Here is a 17,904-nt window from a genome sequence, read left to right as displayed (position 1 = left end):
CTCAGATTTTCCCGCAGGGGAAGCTGTTAAACTTCGGGCTACCCAAAATATTATCAGCGCCTGCAAGCTTAATAGGAGCGTCAAACTATATTGTAATTTCCTACTAGTAGTTTGATAGACCTATAACCTACAGGACATAAAGTCAATTCGGGAGGCAATTGATTTGTCTGCTAGCAGCACCTTAGAAAAAGGGAGGCTCATCCGTGGCGCAGTTTCAAATTGAATGTGTAGAGTCGAATACCGAAGAAAGTCGGAACCATTACAGTAAATTTGTTCTGGAACCTCTAGATCGCGGTCAAGGAACAACTGTTGGCAACGCACTGCGGCGGGTTTTACTGTCTAATCTAGAAGGTACAGCAGTTACAGCAGTGCGGATTGCAGGCGTTTCACATGAGTTCGCCACAGTTCCGGGCGTGCGGGAAGATGTGCTGGAAATCCTCATGAAAATGAAGGAAGTAATCCTAAAAAACTATTCTTCGCAGCCTCAGATTGGTAGATTACTTGTTAGCGGCCCAGCAACAATCACTGCGGCGCATTTTGATTTGCCCAGTGAAGTAGAAGTTATCGATCCGACCCAGTATGTAGCCACCATCGCTGAGGGTGGAAAGCTGGAAATGGAATTTCGGATCGAGAAAGGTAAAGGCTATCGCACCGTAGAGCGAGGACGTGAGGAAGCCACATCGTTGGATTTTCTCCAAATCGACTCGATATTTATGCCGGTGCGAAAAGTCAACTACAGTGTTGAAGAATCTCGTGGGGAAGGCTTGATTCCAAAAGACCGACTACTGTTGGAAGTTTGGACAAATGGCAGTATTTCTCCTCAAGAAGCACTATCTTCTGCTGCTGCGATCTTGGTAGATTTATTCAACCCGTTGAAAGACATCTCCCTAGAACCAACAGACACAGGTTCCGATATTCCAGACGACCCAACTGCCCAGATACCCATCGAAGAGTTGCAACTTTCTGTACGGGCATATAACTGTCTCAAACGGGCACAAGTTAACTCTGTGGCAGATTTGTTGGATTATACCCAAGAAGACCTCTTAGAAATTAAGAACTTTGGGCAGAAGTCAGCAGAAGAGGTTGTGGAAGCTTTGCAGCGACGCTTGGGCATCACCCTGCCAATGGAAAGAGGCTCTAAACATCCTTAAGAAAACAGTTCATAATTCATAGTGCATAATTATGCGTCACCGTTGCCGCGTCAAAAAACTCAGTAAACCAGCCGATCAACGTCGTGCTTTACTGCGATCGCTCGCCACCGAGCTGATCCGTCATGGTAAGATCACCACCACTTTAATTAGAGCGAAAGTTCTAAGAAGTGAAGTGGAAAAAATGATTACCCTAGCCAAAAATGGCTCCTTGTCAGCACGTCGGGAAGCTCTTGGCTATATCTTCGACAAACAACTGGTTCACGCTCTATTTGAGCAAGCTCCTACTCGATATGGCGATCGCCAGGGCGGTTATACCCGCATCCTGCGTACTGTACCGCGTCGGGGCGATAATGCAAAAATGGCAATAATTGAATTGGTTTAAGTCATTGGTCATTGGTCATTAGTCATTAGTCATTGGTCATTAGTGAATAACAAAGGACAAGTGACAAAGGACAAATGACAAAAGACAAAGGACAAAATCTGTATGTTAGAAAGCCACCAGCCTACACAAACTCATCGAGTAGCCTTGGTAATCCAATACCTGGGCACTCATTTTCATGGCTGGCAACGGCAAAAACAACACCGGACAGTTCAAGAAGAGATAGAAAGAGCGATCGCGACTATTCTTGGCTACCATGTAACATTACATGGTGCCGGGCGAACCGATTCTGGAGTTCATGCTGCTGCTCAAGTAGCCCATTTTGAAGCAACAGGTTTAATTCCGCCTCACAAGTGGGCAACAATCCTAAATAGCTATCTGCCGCCAGATATATTAATCAGGGCTTCAGCTAGTGTAGATAATCGTTGGCACGCTCGCTTTAGTGCAGCCTATCGACGATATCGCTACACAATATACACTGAAGATCGACTTAACTTGTTTGTAAGACCCTTCAGTTGGCATTATTATTATGCACCCCTGGATGAATCCTTAATCCAAGCTGCCCTGAAACCTCTCTTGGGAAAGCATCACTTAGCTGCTTTTCATCGTGCAGGCTCAAAGCGATCGCATTCCTGGGTAGAGGTGCAAGCAGCAGAGTGTCGTCGCAGTGGGCCATTTATCCATATTGAAATACAGGCAGATGGATTTTTGTATGGCATGGTACGGCTGTTAGTAGGGATGCTGGTACAAGTAGGTTCTGAACAACGAACACTTTCTAGCTTCACCGAACTCTGGAAAGAACAACGCCGGGAAGAAGTGAAACACGCCGCACCGCCCCAAGGCTTATGCTTGTTGCGAGTCGGCTATCCCGATTTTCCCTTTCCGAAAGAGATTTGGTACGACACCTTGCCAAAGTTCGTCACTAGTCAAGAGTCATTAGTCATTGGTTCTTAGTAACTACAAATGACAAAAGACAAATGACTAATGACAAATTAAAAATGACAAAGGACAAATAACAAATGACAACAGTTAAAACATACCTTCCTTCTCAAGCATCCCTTGAGCGTGAGTGGTACATAGTAGATGCCACCGATAAACGTCTCGGTCGCCTCGCCAGCGAAATTGCCCAGGTTTTAAGAGGCAAAAAGAAACCCGAATACACACCCCACCTAGATACAGGTGACTTCGTAATCGTCATTAATGCCGAAAAAATCGCAGTCACAGGCAAAAAGCGCACTCAAAAGCTTTACCGTCGCCATTCTGGTCGTCCCGGTGGGATGAAAACGGAAACTTTCGCTAAATTGCAACAGCGTATACCTGAGCGAATTTTAGAACAGGCTGTTAAAGGTATGCTACCTAAAAATAGCCTCGGTAAGCAGTTGTTCACCAAGCTGAAAGTCTACGCTGGGCCTACACATCCGCATGATGCTCAAAAACCTAAAGAACTAAAAGTTAGTACAATTCCTGGAGAAGAAAATTAATGGTAGTAGCAGATGCCAATAGCGGTCGCGCCGTATACTGGGGTACTGGCCGTCGTAAGAACGCAGTAGCACGGGTACGCTTGGTTCCAGGCACCGGTCAATTGATTGTGAACGGTAAAGATGGAACCTTGTATTTCCAATTCAACCCCAACTACCTGGGAGTGATTAAAGCACCCCTGGAAACTCTGGGATTAGAAAACGAATATGACATTTTGGTAAAAGCAGAAGGCGGCGGCTTGACCGGACAGGCTGATTCTGTTCGCTTGGGAGTTGCTCGTGCTTTGTGCCAACTAGACCCAGACAACCGCCCACCTTTGAAAACCGAAGGTTATTTGACTCGCGATCCGAGAGCAAAAGAGCGGAAGAAATATGGTTTACATAAAGCCCGGAAAGCACCTCAGTACTCTAAGCGTTAAGCGATTGGGCATTGGTGAAGAAGGTGATAGGTTACGGGAGACAGGTAATAGTTTTCTATTACCTGTAACCTTTTCACTGTCCCCTTCTTGTAGCCGTAATTGAACGCTGAAAGTTATAATTAGTATAGATTCATCCCACAAAGAACAATGGCTAAATCTGATATTCATCCCAAGTGGTATCCAGATGCTAAAGTTTACTGCAACGGTCAAGTTGTTATGACCATTGGCTCTACCAAGCCAGAATTGCATGTAGATGTTTGGTCTGGAAATCACCCATTTTACACCGGCACTCAGAAGATTATTGACACTGAGGGTCGAGTAGAGCGCTTCCTCCGCAAGTACGGTATGAGCAGCACTCAAACATCTGGCGACGAACAAGACAAAAAGTAGCGAGTTGGCTCTGCTGTTAACGACGGCCCTGCATCAGCTGGGTCGATTTTCATTTATATGCTCGAGCCAATTTGTTATTTTTTTAAGGAGCGATCGCAATCGTCATGGCTGAATCATACTTACTGGACAAACTAAAATCCGTTGAACAAACTTTTAATGAATTAACACGTCGTCTTGGCGACCCCGATACCGCTAGCAATCCTGATGAGTATCAAGAAATTGCTAAGTCTCGTTCTTCTTTGGAAGAGGTTGTTGATACTTATGAAATTTGGAAAACAGCCCAAGAAGACTTGATCGGAGCGCGTCAGGTTTACAAAGAATCTGCAAGTGACCCAGAGTTGCAAGAAATGGCATCACTGGAAGTAAAAGAACTTGAAGAAAAAATAGAACATTTAGAGTCTCGCTTGAAAGTCTTGCTGCTACCACGCGACCCCAATGATGAAAAGAATATCATGTTGGAAATTCGCGCTGGTACTGGTGGCGATGAAGCAAGTATTTGGGCTGGCGATTTGATGCAGATGTACACCCGCTATGCTCAAACTCAAGGTTGGAAAGTTTCTCTAGTGAGCGAATCTCGTGGAGAAATGGGTGGCTGGAAAGAGGTCATTCTCGAAATTAAAGGTAATGATGTTTACAGCCAGTTAAAGTTTGAAGCTGGAGTGCATCGTGTGCAGCGCGTGCCGGCAACTGAATCTGGGGGACGGGTTCATACTTCCACAGCTACCGTGGCGATTATGCCAGAGGTGGATGATGTGGAAATTCATATTGACCCGAAAGATATTGAAATGACCACAGCCCGTTCTGGTGGTGCTGGTGGACAAAACGTCAACAAGGTTGAAACAGCCGTTGACTTGATGCACAAACCAACGGGAATACGCATTTTCTGTACAGAAGAACGCAGCCAGTTGCAAAACAAAGAACGGGCGATGCAAATTCTGCGGGCGAAGTTGTATGACATCAAGTTAGGCGAACAACAAGCAGAAGTAACTTCCATGCGGCGATCGCAGGTTGGTACTGGATCGCGATCGGAAAAAATTCGCACCTATAATTATAAAGATAACCGCGCTACCGATCATCGGTTAGGTCAGAATTATTCCCTTACCCCTGTTTTGGATGGTGATTTAGAGACGCTTATCCAATCTTGTATATCTCTAGACCAACAAGAACGTCTCGCAGAGTTAGCGACTTCTGCCGCTAACTAATTTTTGCTCTTAAAGATACTGTAAAATCACTTGTTGTTCTGTTGTTTTTAACAGACACAGGTGGTTTTCTAATATCGTGTCGAGTACATCTTCTATTTCACTGGGATAATGGTAATAGGCAAATTCGTACTTCATAACGTAGTTTAGCTTCGCCCATTCCTTCAGGGTTTGACAGGTATAAATTAATTTCTCTACTTCTTCTTGCCAACGCGCAAAAATCCGGTAGCTAAAAAAGCTGCTGCATATATTGCCTTTTACATCCCAGTAAGAAATACACACTTGATGCTTCAGAAGGTGGATTTTTTTGATTTGCTTAACATCGTAGCCTTTAACTTTTAAAGCTTCTTTGGTTTCTGCGTCAGAAATGTTCCACTGTTCTGGTTTAATTTTATTAGTGGCTATAAGATTTTTACCTTTGCGGCGATATTGGTTAATTTTGCGTGGCTTGCGAAACATGATGCACCTTCGATATTATTTCTCGCAGCAAAGTTTAGCTACTAGCACAAACGCTGTAGCAAACTAAGTTTTTTGGGTTGATTAAAGATAGATGGGTTATTCTACTAGCTTGATACCTGTAGTTGCCGTTTTACAACCAGAGATATAGTTTAGTACTAAAATACAAGGCTGTCAATATAAAAGTAAACTTGTAATATTGAAAGTAGACTTGTAAATACAGTTGGCTAGCTATATAAGCAGTGAAGATCGAAAGCAAACAAAAACTGATTGAAATCATTAAACTAGCTCGCGGTTCAATGAGTCAGCGAGCATTTGGTAAGCTTTTGGGGGTATCTGCTACTGCTGTTCAGATGTGGGAAAAAGGTGTGAAGGTTCCAGATACAGAAAATTTGGCTCAAATCGCATCGAAAGCAGGCTACACAATGGAAGAGTTAATCAGCTGCATAGATGGCAAGCCAATTCCAGAAACCTCAGATTTGAGTCTGATTCTTAGACAAATCCAGCACATGCCTTTGGCTCAAGTAGCTCAAATTGTGCAAGCTGCGGCAGATAGATTGGCGGCTGTGGCTGAAGCATCCGGGGATGAAGCGAAGGCTAGTTGATTTGGCGCTACGAGAAACTAACTTACCATTACGAACTTTTGCAGAGCAATGCTCTTATTTATTTGATGATGCGATCGCAGATAATTTTCTGTGTGATACTCGTCAAGATTGGGAAGGATAATTACTACAATTTTTATGACACTCATTTGTTATTTGGAGACACCTTAAGTACAATAAAGTGAAAGAAATTATATACTTATAAGTTTTACTCCAAGTTAGTTAGATATAGTTACATCTATGAAAGAAGTAATAGAAAATGTAAAACAAACTATAGCGCAAAAAAAAATACTTTGGGCTTATCCAATTGCACTGAAATTACAAAAGCATCACTATAGTTCGGCAATCCAATGGGCAATAGAATGTATACAAATATATTCATCCGAGATTGAATCGGACAAACTCTCCCAGCTTAATAAATATATTCAGCAAGCTTTGTCAGAGCCAAATTTTTTAACTCCTTTACAGTGTAATGAAATTAGTCGAGAAATATGGTATTTGCCTGAAAGGGAAGAAATTCAAACTGCAATAGCTCGACTATGGGGTTCTATCGCAGCTTTTAAAGTTGGAGAAGAGCATGGTGGAATAATGGAAGCCATATCGGCTGTTGAATTAGTATTACCTGATATATTCGATCGTCGTCTATTAGATCGATACTTAGAAGCTGCCGTAATAATTTTTGAAGAATACGAATCACAAAACTAGGCGTGTGAGTAGGAAAATCGCATTGATTCACTTGGCGAGCGCTAATTTTCGCTGAGTTAAAGGTTCTGGTAGAAATACATAACGGCTGCACAAACTAAGTCCATCTGCGTGGACTCCAGCAAGTTGAAACCCACGGAGGTGGGTTTTGTCTGTATAGCTGCGATTTCTAATCGCCAGTGCTAGGGTATTTTACTGGCAGTTAAGGAATAAATGGTTTTAAAATGGTGCAATCTTAAAATATTTAGGGGTGCAGCTATGTCGCTACGCAATGAGCCTTTAGATTGGCAGCTTGAAACCAACAATCCTTATATACCAGTTTATCATCAAGGGAATTTGGTGGGATTTTTTAAACCAGAATATGCCAGTGAAATTATTAAAATTTTAAATGAAGAAGAAGTTTTAAAGAAAGCGCTAAAAATGGCTTGTACTGATTTAATTAAAAAAATTGGTGGCGATACCAGAAAAGTCAATTATTTAATGGAAAAATATGTAAAAACTAGTGAACGTCCGAAGCATGGAACTAGAGCGATCGCTGTTTTACTTAGTGATAGGCAAAAAGAGCTTGACTTGAGTAACCAGGAGTTTGCTAAATTCTGTGACACCTTTAAATTATCCCCTACCGAACTGAATAATATTTATGCGGGACAAGCATTTGATGATAGTTTATTAGCGCCCCTTTCACGTATATTAGGGATGGCAAAAGAGCAATTGCTGAAAGTGCGAGATGGTTGTGAAGAATCAAGCAACACATAAACAGCAAATCAAAATTTTCAAATAAAATTGTGAAAACAGACATCATCTTTTATCGGCTGTTTCAAGAATTCCCTGATATCTTCTTTGAACTTATTGGTAATCCTCCAGAATCAGCTAGCCTTTATCAATTTTCATCAGTTGAAATCAAACAAACAGCCTTTAGAATCGATGGTGTGTTTCTGCCTACACAAGAAAGTGAGAAGCAGATTTACTTTGTTGAAGTGCAATTTCAAGCTGATGGGGAAATTTATTCACGGCTAATTGCAGAAATATTTTTATACCTCCGTCAGAATCAACCATCAAATGACTGGGGTGCTGTGGTTTTATACCCCAACAGGAATGTAGATACAGGAGATATCAAACATTACCGTGAGTTTTTCACAAGTGGGCGCGTCAGGCGGATTTATTTGAATGAATTAGGTGAAGGTGCATCGCTTCCAATTGGTATTGCAACTGCTAAATTAGTAATTGCAACCGACGATATAGCAATTGTCCAAGCAAGGGAGTTGATAGATAGAACCAAGTCAGAAATAAGTTCACCACCAAAACAGCAGCAATTATTACAATTTATAGAGACTATTTTGGCTTATAAATTTCCCACAATGAGTAGGGAGGAGATGGAGGAAATGTTTGGCTTAAGCGAGTTAAAGCAAACCAGATTTTATCAGGAAGCCTTTCAGGAGGGTGTTGAACAAGGCATTGAACAAGGTGAGGTTAGAGGTGAGATTAAAGGGAAACTAAAAGCAGTACCAGCAATGTTGGCAGCAGGGTTGACTGTAAAACAAGTAGCAGAGGCGTTAGATTTGAGTGTCGAAGAAGTTAGACAAGTAGTATAAAGCCAGCCTTGAGATGGATGTGGTAAATTTTATCCGTGGCTCAAGCCAAATTTGGTTTGCGGCTTCCAGACTTTCTCACGACGAATTTATAGTTAATTTTTGTTAATATTAGAGGCGGTGTTAGTACTTCGTCCTCAACCACCCACTCCCTACCTGAGAGAAACTTAATGCTGCGACTAGAACATATAAGTAAAATTTATCCCACAGGCGAAGTTCTCAAAGATATCAACTGGGAAGTTAAACCAGGCGATCGCATTGGCTTAGTCGGTGTCAACGGTGCTGGAAAATCTACCCAGTTAAAGATCATTTCTGGGGAAATGGAACCAACCGCAGGCGAAATTATCCGTCCTAATAGCTTACACATAGCCTACCTCAACCAAGAATTTGAAGTAGACCCCACCCGCACCGTTAGAGAAGAATTTTGGACTGTCTTCCAAGAAGCCAACGAAGTCCAGTTATCTCTGGCGCACATCCCACAAGAAATGGAAACGGCTAGCCCAGAGGAACTGGATCGACTGATCGACAAGTTGGATCGCTTGCAGCGCAAATTTGAAGCCTTGGATGGCTACAACTTAGATGCACGCATCGGGAAAATTTTACCAGAAATGGGGTTTGGGCTAGAAGATGGCGATCGCCTCGTCAGTGCCTTCAGTGGTGGTTGGCAAATGCGGATGAGTTTAGGAAAAATTCTCTTGCAAAAACCCGACTTGTTGCTGCTGGATGAACCGACTAACCACCTAGATTTAGAAACCATTGAGTGGTTGGAAAATTACCTTAGAGGGCTGATTACGCCGATGGTAATAGTCTCCCATGACCGGGAGTTCCTTGACCGCCTCTGCACTCAAATTGTGGAAACTGAACGTGGTGTTTCCAGTACCTACCTTGGTAACTACTCGGCATATTTGGAACAAAAAGCTGAAAGTCAATCAGCACAACTGAGTGCTTACGAACGTCAGCAAAAAGAATTAGAGAAACAGCAAACCTTTGTTGATAGATTTCGCGCCAGTGCTACCCGCAGTACCCAGGCAAAAAGCCGGGAAAAGCAACTCGACAAAATTGAGCGCATTGAAGCACCCGTTGGTGGTATGAGAACTCTACATTTCCGTTTTCCCCCTGCACCCCGCAGTGGACGCGAGGTAGTGGACATTAAAGATTTAACTCATCTTTATGGTGATAAAATCTTGTTTTTGGCAGCAAATCTATTAATTGAAAGGGGCGATCGCATTGCTTTTCTTGGCCCCAACGGTGCTGGAAAATCTACCCTTCTGCGCGTAATTATGGGTATGGAACCACCCACTGAAGGTAGTGTCCAATTAGGGGATCACAATGTTATTCCTGGTTACTTTGAGCAAAATCAAGCTGAAGCCTTGGATTTGAAGAAAACTGTCATGGAAACTATCCATGATGAAGTTCCAGACTGGGATAATCAAGAAGTTCGCACGCTTTTGGGACGCTTCTTATTTACAGGTGATACTGTATTTAAGGCAGTTGGGGCATTAAGTGGAGGAGAAAAAGCTCGTTTGGCGTTGGCAAAAATGCTCTTACGTCCCGCGAACTTACTAATTTTAGATGAGCCGACAAACCACCTAGATATTCCAGCGAAAGAAATGCTGGAAGAAGCGCTCAAAAATTATGACGGTACGGCAATTGTAGTTTCCCACGATCGCTACTTTATTTCTCAAGTAGCTAACAAAATCGTCGAAATCCGTGATGGGGAATTCCGGGTTTACTTAGGAGACTATCATTACTATCTCCAGAAAATTGCCGAAGAAAAAGAACAAGCAAAGTTAGCTGCGATCGCGGCTGAGAAAGCTGCTAAAAAAGCTGCAAAAGCTTCCACTAAAAGGAAATAACCGATTGAATACGGACTTAGTAGTAGTGACAAAATCCTACTACTAAGTAATTACTTGTTATTAGCAATCGACAACATTACAGAAAAATTGCTAAAACCTAAAAAATCCTTCAAAAAACTGCAAGTCTTTCAGAAAAGAAATTAATAAGCAAAAATTCACTTGCGGCGTCGATTAGCAGTGGTATCATTCGGGTATTACAAAAAGTAAAGGGCAATTTTACTATGACCAAAGCACCTGTTGCTCCTGTGGTGCTAGTCATTTTAGACGGATGGGGCTACTGCGAGGAGAAGCGAGGAAACGCTATTGTTGCTGCTAAAACTCCCATTGTGGAAAGTTTATGGGCAGCTTACCCGCATACCCTCATCCGCACATCAGGAAAAGCCGTAGGGTTGCCAGAAGGTCAAATGGGCAACTCGGAAGTAGGTCATTTGAACATTGGTGCTGGGCGAGTTGTACCGCAAGAACTGGTACGCATCTCTGATGCGGTCGAAGACGGTTCTATTGCCTTAAACCCAGCACTCGTCAAAATTTGCCAGGAAGTTCGTTCTCGGAATAGCAAGCTGCATCTAGTAGGCCTTTGTTCTGAGGGAGGGGTACATTCTCATATCACCCATCTATTCGGACTACTTGACTTAGCCAAAAACCAGCGAATTCCAGAAGTTTGTATTCACGCTATCACCGATGGTCGTGACACCGCCCCAACTGACGGTGTAAGAACAATCGCACTGCTACAAGATTATATAGACCGCATAGGAATTGGGCGCATAGTCACCCTCAGCGGTCGCTACTACGCGATGGATCGCGATCGCCGCTGGGATCGGGTCAAACGCGCCTACGACATGATGATACAAGATAGTGTCGGTAATGGTCTCAAGGCTGTGGAAGTCTTGCAAGCATCTTACGACCAAGGGATAAAAGATGAATTTGTCAACCCAATCCGAATTGCGCCCGGCGCAATACAACCAGGGGATGGGGTGATATTTTTCAACTTCCGCCCCGATCGCTCCAGACAACTGACTCAAGCTTTGGTCAGTCCCACATTTAACGGTTTTGAAAGACAGCAAATCACACCACTGTCTTTTGTCACGTTTACACAGTATGATTCAGACTTACCCGTGGCTGTAGCCTTTGAGCCGCAGAATCTCAGTAACATTCTGGGAGAAGTCATAGCCAATCATGGTCTGAATCAATTCCGCACCGCCGAAACAGAAAAATACGCCCACGTCACCTATTTCTTTAATGGGGGTCTGGAGGAACCTTTTGTCGGAGAAGATCGGGAACTAGTAAGCAGCCCGATGGTAGCGACTTACGATCGCGCCCCAGCGATGTCAGCAGCAGCAGTTACAGATGTAGCGATCGCTGCGATTCAAAAGGGTACGTATTCTTTAGTTGTAATTAACTATGCCAACCCAGACATGGTAGGGCATACTGGTCAAATCGAAGCTACCATTACAGCAATTGAAACAGTCGATCGCTGTTTGGGACGCTTGTTAGAGAGCGTTATCAAAGCCGGTGGTACAACAATTATCACTGCCGATCACGGCAACGCTGAGTATATGCTAGATGAAGGGGGTAATCCCTGGACAGCTCATACCACTAACCCAGTCCCCTTCATCTTGGTAGAAGGAGAGAGAGTTAAAATCCCTGGATATGGTACAAATGTCGAACTGCGAAGCGATGGCAAGCTATCCGACATCGCTCCCACGATTCTAGAGATTTTACAGCTGCCTCAGCCACCAGAAATGACCGGGCGATCGCTGCTGAAAATAGCAGAATATGAGTTGCAACGCACTCGCACCCCTGTGCAAGTAGGACTGTAAAAAAGTTAGGAGTTAATAGTAAAGAGTGATGAATTAAAACTTTCCCAACTCCTAACTTCTAACTCCTAACTCCAACCCTGACTCCTCTTTTTTGAAACTTTTTATAAATGAGATTCCTACGATGATAGCTACTAATATTGTGCAAGGCATTTGGGCATTTTCCGCTACTGGTTTGATTATCTTGGTTTTACTGCATAGTCCCAAAGGTGATGGTATTGGGGCCATTGGCGGACAAGCCCAGCTATTTAGCAGCACCAAGAGTGCAGAAAACACCTTAAACCGAATTACTTGGGCATTGACAGTAATTTTTCTCGGTTTAACAGTAGTTTTAAGTGCTGGTTGGCTGCCTAAATAAGGATAGGTCAATGGGGAGAAAAACCCAACACCCGATACTTAACACCCGAATAAATTTAATTTCACGACGGTTAATTACAGCTCTTGCCTTCTTTCTTGGCATAGGGCTGTTAATCATTTTTACTAATCTCCAGTCGAGTTATGGGTTTACAATAATACCAAAATATGTATATTCAGCCTCAATAATCTCTCTTCCTCCATTATTTCCCCCAAAACCCCATCCCTTACCGCCCACACTCGCACAGTGGCAAGATAGCACTAACAGTGGTGACTACTTTTCCCAAGTCACAACAACTCAAGTTGGTTATTTAGTCTGGTCGCAATTCCCTGTTCGAGTTTACGTAGAACCACCAAAAGCCGTCAGCGAAAAACAAGCTCAAGCATGGGTTAACGCTGTCTTGCAGGGTGTCCGAGAGTGGAGTATTTATTTACCTTTAACAATAGTCGAACAGCCAGAAGTTGGTGATATTACGATTGTACGAAAAGCGCCACCTCTACAAATTTCCCCTGGTAGTAATATAACCCGTGCGCGATCGGCACAAACTACTTACGAGTTATACACCAGCAACAACGTTTTATCCCACCGCTTCACCATCTTGTTAAGCCCCAGTCAAACAGGTGAGTATCTCATTGCAGCTAGCCGCCACGAATTTGGCCATGCACTAGGAATTTGGGGTCATAGTCCGCTACAAACTGATGCGCTATATTTTTCTCAAGTTCGTAAACCGTCGCCTATTTCTGCCAGAGATGTAAATACTTTAAAGCGGGTTTATGAACAGCCAACCAGTTTAGGATGGTCTTTAGTGGATAATTCAAAGATTAATTGACTGATAGATAATACCCTACTGTCTGTCAGTAATCCAAGTCTCTCGCTGTTCCCCCTGAATCGACTGTACAGTTCCAAACCTTTCCTCAATTTTGCGTGGCAGAGTGTGTGTCCCAAAGATGTAAACGCAATCTTCTTCTGGTTGATTTGTCAAAACACGAACTCTGGCTTCGTTATCTTGTAAACGCTCCATGAAAATAGATGCACAAATTTCAACATCTTCAGGAATCTCATATACTTCCTTGGAAAAGGTGAATCTCTTCTCCAAACTATTTGCAATTTGGTCGATAACGTTTTGTTCGGGCAACGGATTTGTGAAGCAATAGACGTATGTTCGGCAGCACTTTCCACCTTCTAGCTGCTCTAAGTCAGGGATATTTATCACCTTTATCTGACTTGCATCATACTTCATTTCGTTAACTCTAGATATCTTGTAAAACGGGTAAGAGACTTCTTAGTCAGGTATCTGTATTTTGCCCGATCGCACTCATTGTCATCTAATAATTTACAGTGCGATCGCCCTTCTTCTCTTTCCCTACGCTCTGCGACTTAGCGGTAAAGGTCGCTGTGCTAAAACTTCTTTATAAAGTTCTTCCAGCAGAGTAATATTTTTACTTAGGGTATAACGGTCTAATATACGCTGTCTGGCTTTTTGCCCCAGTAAGGTTGTTAACTCTGGATGGTCTTGCAGCACTGGCAAGAGGGTTCTTAATTGCGATCGCGCTGTTTTGGTGCTAATAACTACACCTGCGCCCTTTTCCAAAACTTCTCCATCTGCACCCACATCTGTTGCTAAACAAGCCAACCCACATGCCATTCCTTCTAACAGAGATAGGGATAAACCCTCTACTAATGAAGGCAAAACAAATACATCTGCGCCCCGCAAAATTTCGATGCGTCGGTTTTCATCAGCGACAAATCCCAACCAGATAATGCCGTATTCTGAACCATAAAACGGCTCTAAGGAAGACTTTAAAGGCCCGTCGCCAACAATTAGCAACTTAGTACCAGGCCCCATTGCCGACTGCTTCCAAGCTCGAAGCAGGGCTTCGACATTTTTCTCTGGCGCTATTCTACCCTGATAGACAAACAAGCGTTCGGCTTTAAATTCCGCTTTGATTTGAGAAAATCCTGGAGAATATTTAACAGTATCAACACCGTTGGGAATTACAGCAATATTTTCTTCCCGCACACCCATCCCTGCCAATAATTCTCGCTGAATTTGGGAAAATACAATCACGCGATCGTAGTTAACTAAAAAAGGTGCGTAGAGCTGATAAGCCAAAAGTTGTGTTCCCGATATCAGCTTTGCCCCCTTGCCAGCAAACGGTGTGTGAAAAGTGGCAATTAGAGGCAACCTCAGTTCCTCACAGATTTCCGGTAGAAAAAAGTCTAGAGGAGATAGCGTCAAGGAAGCATGGACTACATCTGGCTTGATTTCTCGCAGCGACTCCGTTAAAAGTTTGGTCGCTTTAAAAGTGGGAATTGTATAAACCTGGGACTTGTAAATGAAAGGGAGGGAAACCTCTCGAAGATTTGGCCAGTTGTCAGGTTCAGATTCTTCTTGGGCAAAGTGAAGAAAGCTAACTTGATGTCCCCTATCTAGCAAGGCATTTGTAATTTCTCGACTGTAGGTGACATTGCCGCAAAAGGGTGATTTTTTTCCAATCCAGGCTATACGCATTCTTTATTTAGCTGTAAGAAAAGCGGGTTTGAGCTATTACTTGTGTGTCCTTCGTGATTTTTATCTTATCTAGCTATACTTGCTGGTTTTTTTACTTATTACAGATTCCCAACACAATGTAGTTTAAAAAGCTTATTTTAAGCTGATTAAACCAGTGGATTTATGGCTTTATTTATTCTACTTATAAGTTGTTAATTTCTGATATTTAAACAACTTATTCTGACTAATGCCAGATTGATATCCCGCAAGTATGTGATAAATTTTCACTGACCACAGTTTACCACGAACATAAAAGCTTTAAGGAAATTAGTAATCACTTCAACGTAATGAATAATAATCCCTATTAGCTGATAACTACTTATGTGAGTTATACCAGGTTAATATACCTCCTGAAAAGACGATCGCAGCTAATCCTAAAAAAACTACCTGTAATCCCAGAAAGGTTTCTGCGACACCTGCTAATGCCAAAGGTAAGGAGAGAGCAATATTAATTACATTGTTTTGTAAACCAAAAACTTTACCACGCATTTCTGGAGGTGTTTCTGTTTGGATTGCTGTTTGCATGGGAATTCCCACTAGCGCCCCAAAGATACCTAATAGCGCTACCAGTAACAGAACTAACCACAGTTGAGTTGTAAATATTGATAGACCAATCAGGGATGCTGCCATGCCCATACAACCGTACAGACTTAGCTGGGTGTAGGAGAAGCGTTGACCAAATTGACCGAGAATTGTTGCTCCGGCCGCGATGCCTACACCACCGGCTGCTAGTAAAAAGCCGAACTGGGAAGCTTTCATATTGGGAATTATTTCTGCCATGCGAACGGCTAGAACAGTTAAAGCTGCAAAGACAGAAAATAAGATAATCAGCTGAAGCAAAGCATTGCGGACGCGATGATTTGCTTTGAGGTAGGCAAAACCATCCCGCAAGTCAGAGAATACGTGAGGGAATTCTGTATCGGGGTCGTGGTGTTTTTCATTAGTTGCGAGGAGGAATAAAATTAGTCCAGCGATCGCATAACTACCACCTACTAAAAATTCTTTGCCCAAACTACCACTACCACCAATTTGCAGCCAAAGTCCATCGGCGATCGCTAACAATGGTTCCCCCACAGCAAACCCAACAATCACCGATGCCATCATCGTTGTTGTGTAAAGCGAATTTGCCGAGAGTAAATCCTGTTCTTCTACCATTAAGGGAATTGCCGCCTGTTCTGCCGGTGCAAAAAACTGCGTCAGTGTGGAAACTAAAAAAGTCACGCCCAGAATGATCAAAAAACCTACTGGCAGTACTCCTATGGGTTTCCAGTCATGAGTCAACCACAGCAGGAAGGGAATAGACAAAACCAGGATGCCGCGCCAAATATTCGTTGCTACCAGCACAGCTTTTTTCGACCAGCGATCGACAAATACCCCAGCAACGGAACCAAACAATACGGCGGGAATCGTAAAAGCCATCATCAAAACTGACACCCAACCACTAATACTCTGATTACTAGCCTGAAACTGAGTATTAATCAAAGCAATCATCAGCACCAAATAAACTTTATCTGCTAGTTGGGAGAAAACTTGACCGCCCCAAAGAGCCAGGAAATTAGGGTTTTTTAATACAGGCAAAAACCCCTGTTGTTTAACATTTCCTGAAATAGATTCTCCACCAGAACCAGATCCATTTAATGTTGGTGGTTCTTTTTCTGGGATAGTAGCAACGGGCATTTGCCCATTGCTATCTCCTTGGACAGTGGTTAATTTTTCCTCAGATTTTGTTTCTGATTGACTTGGAACATCAGTTTTTGGTATCTGATCTGTCCAATTTTTATCGGTTTTAGAAACGTCTTTTGGGGAGATTTCTTGTCCATTCATTTCACTAGGTGTACACTTAGAAACGGCGCTCAAGTGATTCCTAGCTGTAGGATCTGATCCCCTATTATGTTTTTTGGCGAGACTTGGTGACAAAGGCAGGATTTTTTTATCCAAATCAGACGGTTGCATCATGGTTGGCAGCAAAATAAGAGTCGATCAAGGTAGCAGAGCGAATAGGGCGACCTAATTGATACTGAGCATACTGGCGCAAAATCTGCTCAACAGATAACCAGTTACGATCTCTAGCACCATCAATTTGCATTATCTCTGGTTGTGACAGATGTTGAAGCAAAGCTAGTTCCATAGCACCCAGACGACTAGAAATCACAGGTATTTCTTGCCGATGCACAACAACTGTTTGGGAGCCAGGTTTTGGAGGTAACGGGATAATCGGGCGATTGGGTGATGGAGAAAAAGATGAATTTCTTTGTATCCCCCTCTCCCTCTCTCCCTCTTTTCGTAAATCTTTCCAAGCTTCTAAGCAAACCGTTCCACCCGCAGGGATACTAAATCCTACCTGCCAGTTGGGGTCTGCAAAGTCTGGCTTGAGGGGCCGTCCAGATAGGCAGCAGATTTGTACTTGCGGCGTTACTCCTGCTAAGGCTAAAAGGTGAAACACCCCATGAGCCAGATGAGCCAAAACACCGGATGCATTTGCACTAGACAACGCCTCCAACCGATGGAGATGTTCATTGAACAACTCATAAAGTTCTTCTTGAGGTTGTTCGCTTAAAGCTTGACACAGGACTATTTCTGCTAAATACTGGCTGGCAGCCAATTTTCCCAAATCTTTAGCTAAACCAGGATAAGTTTTTAACGTCTGTGCTTGAGTAATTTTATCAAGCGATCGCCCTTTGGCAATCAATAGTTCATTCACAACAAACATACCACTCCTGCCGCCCAGGCTGGAGTTGTGCTTGCGTGCCCCTGGAGCCACTGCTCGAATCAGACCGAATTCTGGTGTCAAAATCGTCACTATTTTATCTGATTCTCCCAGCACTTGGGTTTTAAGATTAATTCCCGTTGCTTTGTAGGTTCTACTCATTAGTCATTAGTCATTAGTCATTGGTCATTGGTCATTAGTCATTAGTCATTAGGTTTTAGACTTTGGACAAATGACATAGACGTGCCCGCAG

21 protein-coding genes are annotated in these 17,904 nt (G+C 43.0%); 16 read left to right on the top strand and 5 right to left on the bottom strand.

Annotated features, from left to right (window positions below):
• Positions 1-203 precede the first annotated feature (203 nt).
• The 7 genes from V7L01_RS23050 to prfA all read left to right on the top strand — a co-directional run bounded on the left by V7L01_RS23050 (position 204) and on the right by prfA (position 5,019).
• Entirely contained in the window at positions 204-1,151 is a 948-nt protein-coding gene (locus tag V7L01_RS23050; protein WP_334784398.1) for a DNA-directed RNA polymerase subunit alpha, read from the top strand.
• 31 nt (positions 1,152-1,182) lie between these two features.
• Positions 1,183-1,533: a 50S ribosomal protein L17 gene (gene rplQ, locus V7L01_RS23045; RefSeq protein WP_094349105.1), complete on the top strand. Its 351-nt coding sequence runs from the start codon at positions 1,183-1,185 to the stop codon at positions 1,531-1,533.
• Between the two features lie 102 nt (positions 1,534-1,635).
• Positions 1,636-2,484 (top strand): tRNA pseudouridine(38-40) synthase TruA, encoded by an 849-nt coding sequence (gene truA, locus V7L01_RS23040; protein WP_335038798.1) that lies wholly within the window; start codon positions 1,636-1,638, stop codon positions 2,482-2,484.
• 65 nt (positions 2,485-2,549) lie between these two features.
• Positions 2,550-3,011, top strand: coding sequence for a 50S ribosomal protein L13 (rplM, locus tag V7L01_RS23035; protein ID WP_229483378.1), 462 nt, complete (start codon positions 2,550-2,552; stop codon positions 3,009-3,011).
• Positions 3,011-3,427: a 30S ribosomal protein S9 gene (gene rpsI / locus V7L01_RS23030; RefSeq protein WP_104906415.1), complete on the top strand. Its 417-nt coding sequence runs from the start codon at positions 3,011-3,013 to the stop codon at positions 3,425-3,427. Before rplM ends, rpsI begins: the two co-directional genes overlap by 1 nt.
• 147 nt (positions 3,428-3,574) lie before the next feature.
• On the top strand, positions 3,575-3,817 hold the full coding sequence (gene rpmE / locus V7L01_RS23025; protein ID WP_194141725.1) for a 50S ribosomal protein L31: 243 nt from the start codon (positions 3,575-3,577) through the stop codon (positions 3,815-3,817).
• Between the two features lie 104 nt (positions 3,818-3,921).
• Positions 3,922-5,019, top strand: a complete 1,098-nt coding sequence (gene prfA / locus V7L01_RS23020) for a peptide chain release factor 1 (RefSeq protein WP_094349108.1) — start codon at positions 3,922-3,924, stop codon at positions 5,017-5,019.
• Between the two features lie 9 nt (positions 5,020-5,028).
• Here prfA and V7L01_RS23015 read toward each other — a convergent pair whose 3' ends face one another.
• Positions 5,029-5,475 carry a hypothetical protein gene (locus V7L01_RS23015; protein WP_335038795.1) on the bottom strand — a complete coding sequence of 149 codons (447 nt, stop codon included), beginning with the start codon at positions 5,473-5,475 and terminating at the stop codon, positions 5,029-5,031.
• Positions 5,476-5,714: 239 nt separating this feature from the next.
• Here V7L01_RS23015 and V7L01_RS23010 point away from each other — a divergent pair, with 239 nt between their 5' ends.
• From V7L01_RS23010 to V7L01_RS22970, 9 genes are all read left to right on the top strand, one after another.
• A complete protein-coding gene (locus tag V7L01_RS23010) occupies positions 5,715-6,077 on the top strand; it encodes a helix-turn-helix domain-containing protein (protein ID WP_104906418.1) in 363 nt (120 codons plus the stop codon).
• Positions 6,058-6,198 (top strand): hypothetical protein, encoded by a 141-nt coding sequence (locus tag V7L01_RS23005; RefSeq protein ID WP_335038793.1) that lies wholly within the window; start codon positions 6,058-6,060, stop codon positions 6,196-6,198. Before V7L01_RS23010 ends, V7L01_RS23005 begins: the two co-directional genes overlap by 20 nt.
• A gap of 116 nt (positions 6,199-6,314) precedes the next feature.
• Entirely contained in the window at positions 6,315-6,779 is a 465-nt protein-coding gene (locus V7L01_RS23000; protein WP_335038792.1) for a hypothetical protein, read from the top strand.
• Between the two features lie 210 nt (positions 6,780-6,989).
• The gene (locus tag V7L01_RS22995) at positions 6,990-7,532 is read left to right on the top strand and encodes a hypothetical protein (protein WP_335038790.1); all 543 of its coding nucleotides are present in this window, start codon (positions 6,990-6,992) and stop codon (positions 7,530-7,532) included.
• Positions 7,533-7,561: 29 nt separating this feature from the next.
• A complete protein-coding gene (locus V7L01_RS22990; protein ID WP_335038789.1) occupies positions 7,562-8,368 on the top strand; it encodes an Rpn family recombination-promoting nuclease/putative transposase in 807 nt (268 codons plus the stop codon).
• 167 nt (positions 8,369-8,535) lie between these two features.
• On the top strand, positions 8,536-10,221 hold the full coding sequence (locus V7L01_RS22985) for an ABC-F family ATP-binding cassette domain-containing protein (RefSeq protein ID WP_335038787.1): 1,686 nt from the start codon (positions 8,536-8,538) through the stop codon (positions 10,219-10,221).
• Between the two features lie 221 nt (positions 10,222-10,442).
• On the top strand, positions 10,443-12,041 hold the full coding sequence (gpmI, locus tag V7L01_RS22980; RefSeq protein ID WP_335038785.1) for a 2,3-bisphosphoglycerate-independent phosphoglycerate mutase: 1,599 nt from the start codon (positions 10,443-10,445) through the stop codon (positions 12,039-12,041).
• 121 nt (positions 12,042-12,162) lie between these two features.
• Positions 12,163-12,396: a preprotein translocase subunit SecG gene (secG, locus tag V7L01_RS22975; protein WP_335038784.1), complete on the top strand. Its 234-nt coding sequence runs from the start codon at positions 12,163-12,165 to the stop codon at positions 12,394-12,396.
• A 10-nt stretch (positions 12,397-12,406) separates the two neighbouring features.
• The gene (locus V7L01_RS22970; RefSeq protein ID WP_335038782.1) at positions 12,407-13,222 is read left to right on the top strand and encodes a peptidase; all 816 of its coding nucleotides are present in this window, start codon (positions 12,407-12,409) and stop codon (positions 13,220-13,222) included.
• A 15-nt stretch (positions 13,223-13,237) separates the two neighbouring features.
• On the opposite strand, the gene V7L01_RS22965 is transcribed toward V7L01_RS22970, so the two are convergent.
• The 4 genes from V7L01_RS22965 to recO all read right to left on the bottom strand — a co-directional run bounded on the left by V7L01_RS22965 (position 13,238) and on the right by recO (position 17,813).
• Entirely contained in the window at positions 13,238-13,633 is a 396-nt protein-coding gene (locus tag V7L01_RS22965) for a hypothetical protein (RefSeq protein WP_335038781.1), read from the bottom strand.
• A gap of 123 nt (positions 13,634-13,756) precedes the next feature.
• Positions 13,757-14,905 carry a glycosyltransferase family 4 protein gene (locus V7L01_RS22960; protein ID WP_335038780.1) on the bottom strand — a complete coding sequence of 383 codons (1,149 nt, stop codon included), beginning with the start codon at positions 14,903-14,905 and terminating at the stop codon, positions 13,757-13,759.
• 354 nt (positions 14,906-15,259) lie between these two features.
• Complete coding sequence (locus tag V7L01_RS22955; RefSeq protein ID WP_335038885.1) at positions 15,260-16,897, bottom strand: MFS transporter; 1,638 nt, start codon at positions 16,895-16,897, stop codon at positions 15,260-15,262.
• Positions 16,884-17,813, bottom strand: coding sequence for a DNA repair protein RecO (gene recO / locus V7L01_RS22950; protein WP_335038778.1), 930 nt, complete (start codon positions 17,811-17,813; stop codon positions 16,884-16,886). Before recO ends, V7L01_RS22955 begins: the two co-directional genes overlap by 14 nt.
• Positions 17,814-17,904 lie beyond the last annotated feature (91 nt).

It is taken from the genome of Nostoc sp. (assembly GCF_036917095.1).
Classification (GTDB): Bacteria; Cyanobacteriota; Cyanobacteriia; order Cyanobacteriales; family Nostocaceae; genus Nostoc.
Note: the sequence above shows the minus strand (reverse complement) of the source record. Positions and strands in the feature narration are given on the sequence as shown.

Bases quoted from the DNA above. Each gene is read 5' to 3' on its own strand.
- V7L01_RS23000 (WP_335038792.1), top strand. From the start codon at position 6,315: ATGAAAGAAGTAATAGAAAATGTAAAACAAACTATAGCGCAAAAAAAA.
- V7L01_RS23015 (WP_335038795.1), bottom strand. From the start codon at position 5,475: ATGTTTCGCAAGCCACGCAAAATTAACCAATATCGCCGCAAAGGTAAA.
- rpmE (WP_194141725.1), top strand. From the start codon at position 3,575: ATGGCTAAATCTGATATTCATCCCAAGTGGTATCCAGATGCTAAAGTT.
- rpsI (WP_104906415.1), top strand. From the start codon at position 3,011: ATGGTAGTAGCAGATGCCAATAGCGGTCGCGCCGTATACTGGGGTACT.
- rplQ (WP_094349105.1), top strand. From the start codon at position 1,183: ATGCGTCACCGTTGCCGCGTCAAAAAACTCAGTAAACCAGCCGATCAA.
- V7L01_RS22970 (WP_335038782.1), top strand. From the start codon at position 12,407: ATGGGGAGAAAAACCCAACACCCGATACTTAACACCCGAATAAATTTA.
- rplM (WP_229483378.1), top strand. From the start codon at position 2,550: ATGACAACAGTTAAAACATACCTTCCTTCTCAAGCATCCCTTGAGCGT.
- secG (WP_335038784.1), top strand. From the start codon at position 12,163: ATGATAGCTACTAATATTGTGCAAGGCATTTGGGCATTTTCCGCTACT.
- truA (WP_335038798.1), top strand. From the start codon at position 1,636: ATGTTAGAAAGCCACCAGCCTACACAAACTCATCGAGTAGCCTTGGTA.
- V7L01_RS22995 (WP_335038790.1), top strand. From the start codon at position 6,990: ATGGTTTTAAAATGGTGCAATCTTAAAATATTTAGGGGTGCAGCTATG.
- V7L01_RS22955 (WP_335038885.1), bottom strand. From the start codon at position 16,897: ATGCAACCGTCTGATTTGGATAAAAAAATCCTGCCTTTGTCACCAAGT.
- V7L01_RS22965 (WP_335038781.1), bottom strand. From the start codon at position 13,633: ATGAAGTATGATGCAAGTCAGATAAAGGTGATAAATATCCCTGACTTA.
- V7L01_RS22985 (WP_335038787.1), top strand. From the start codon at position 8,536: ATGCTGCGACTAGAACATATAAGTAAAATTTATCCCACAGGCGAAGTT.
- gpmI (WP_335038785.1), top strand. From the start codon at position 10,443: ATGACCAAAGCACCTGTTGCTCCTGTGGTGCTAGTCATTTTAGACGGA.
- V7L01_RS22960 (WP_335038780.1), bottom strand. From the start codon at position 14,905: ATGCGTATAGCCTGGATTGGAAAAAAATCACCCTTTTGCGGCAATGTC.
- V7L01_RS23005 (WP_335038793.1), top strand. From the start codon at position 6,058: ATGAAGCGAAGGCTAGTTGATTTGGCGCTACGAGAAACTAACTTACCA.
- prfA (WP_094349108.1), top strand. From the start codon at position 3,922: ATGGCTGAATCATACTTACTGGACAAACTAAAATCCGTTGAACAAACT.
- recO (WP_335038778.1), bottom strand. From the start codon at position 17,813: ATGAGTAGAACCTACAAAGCAACGGGAATTAATCTTAAAACCCAAGTG.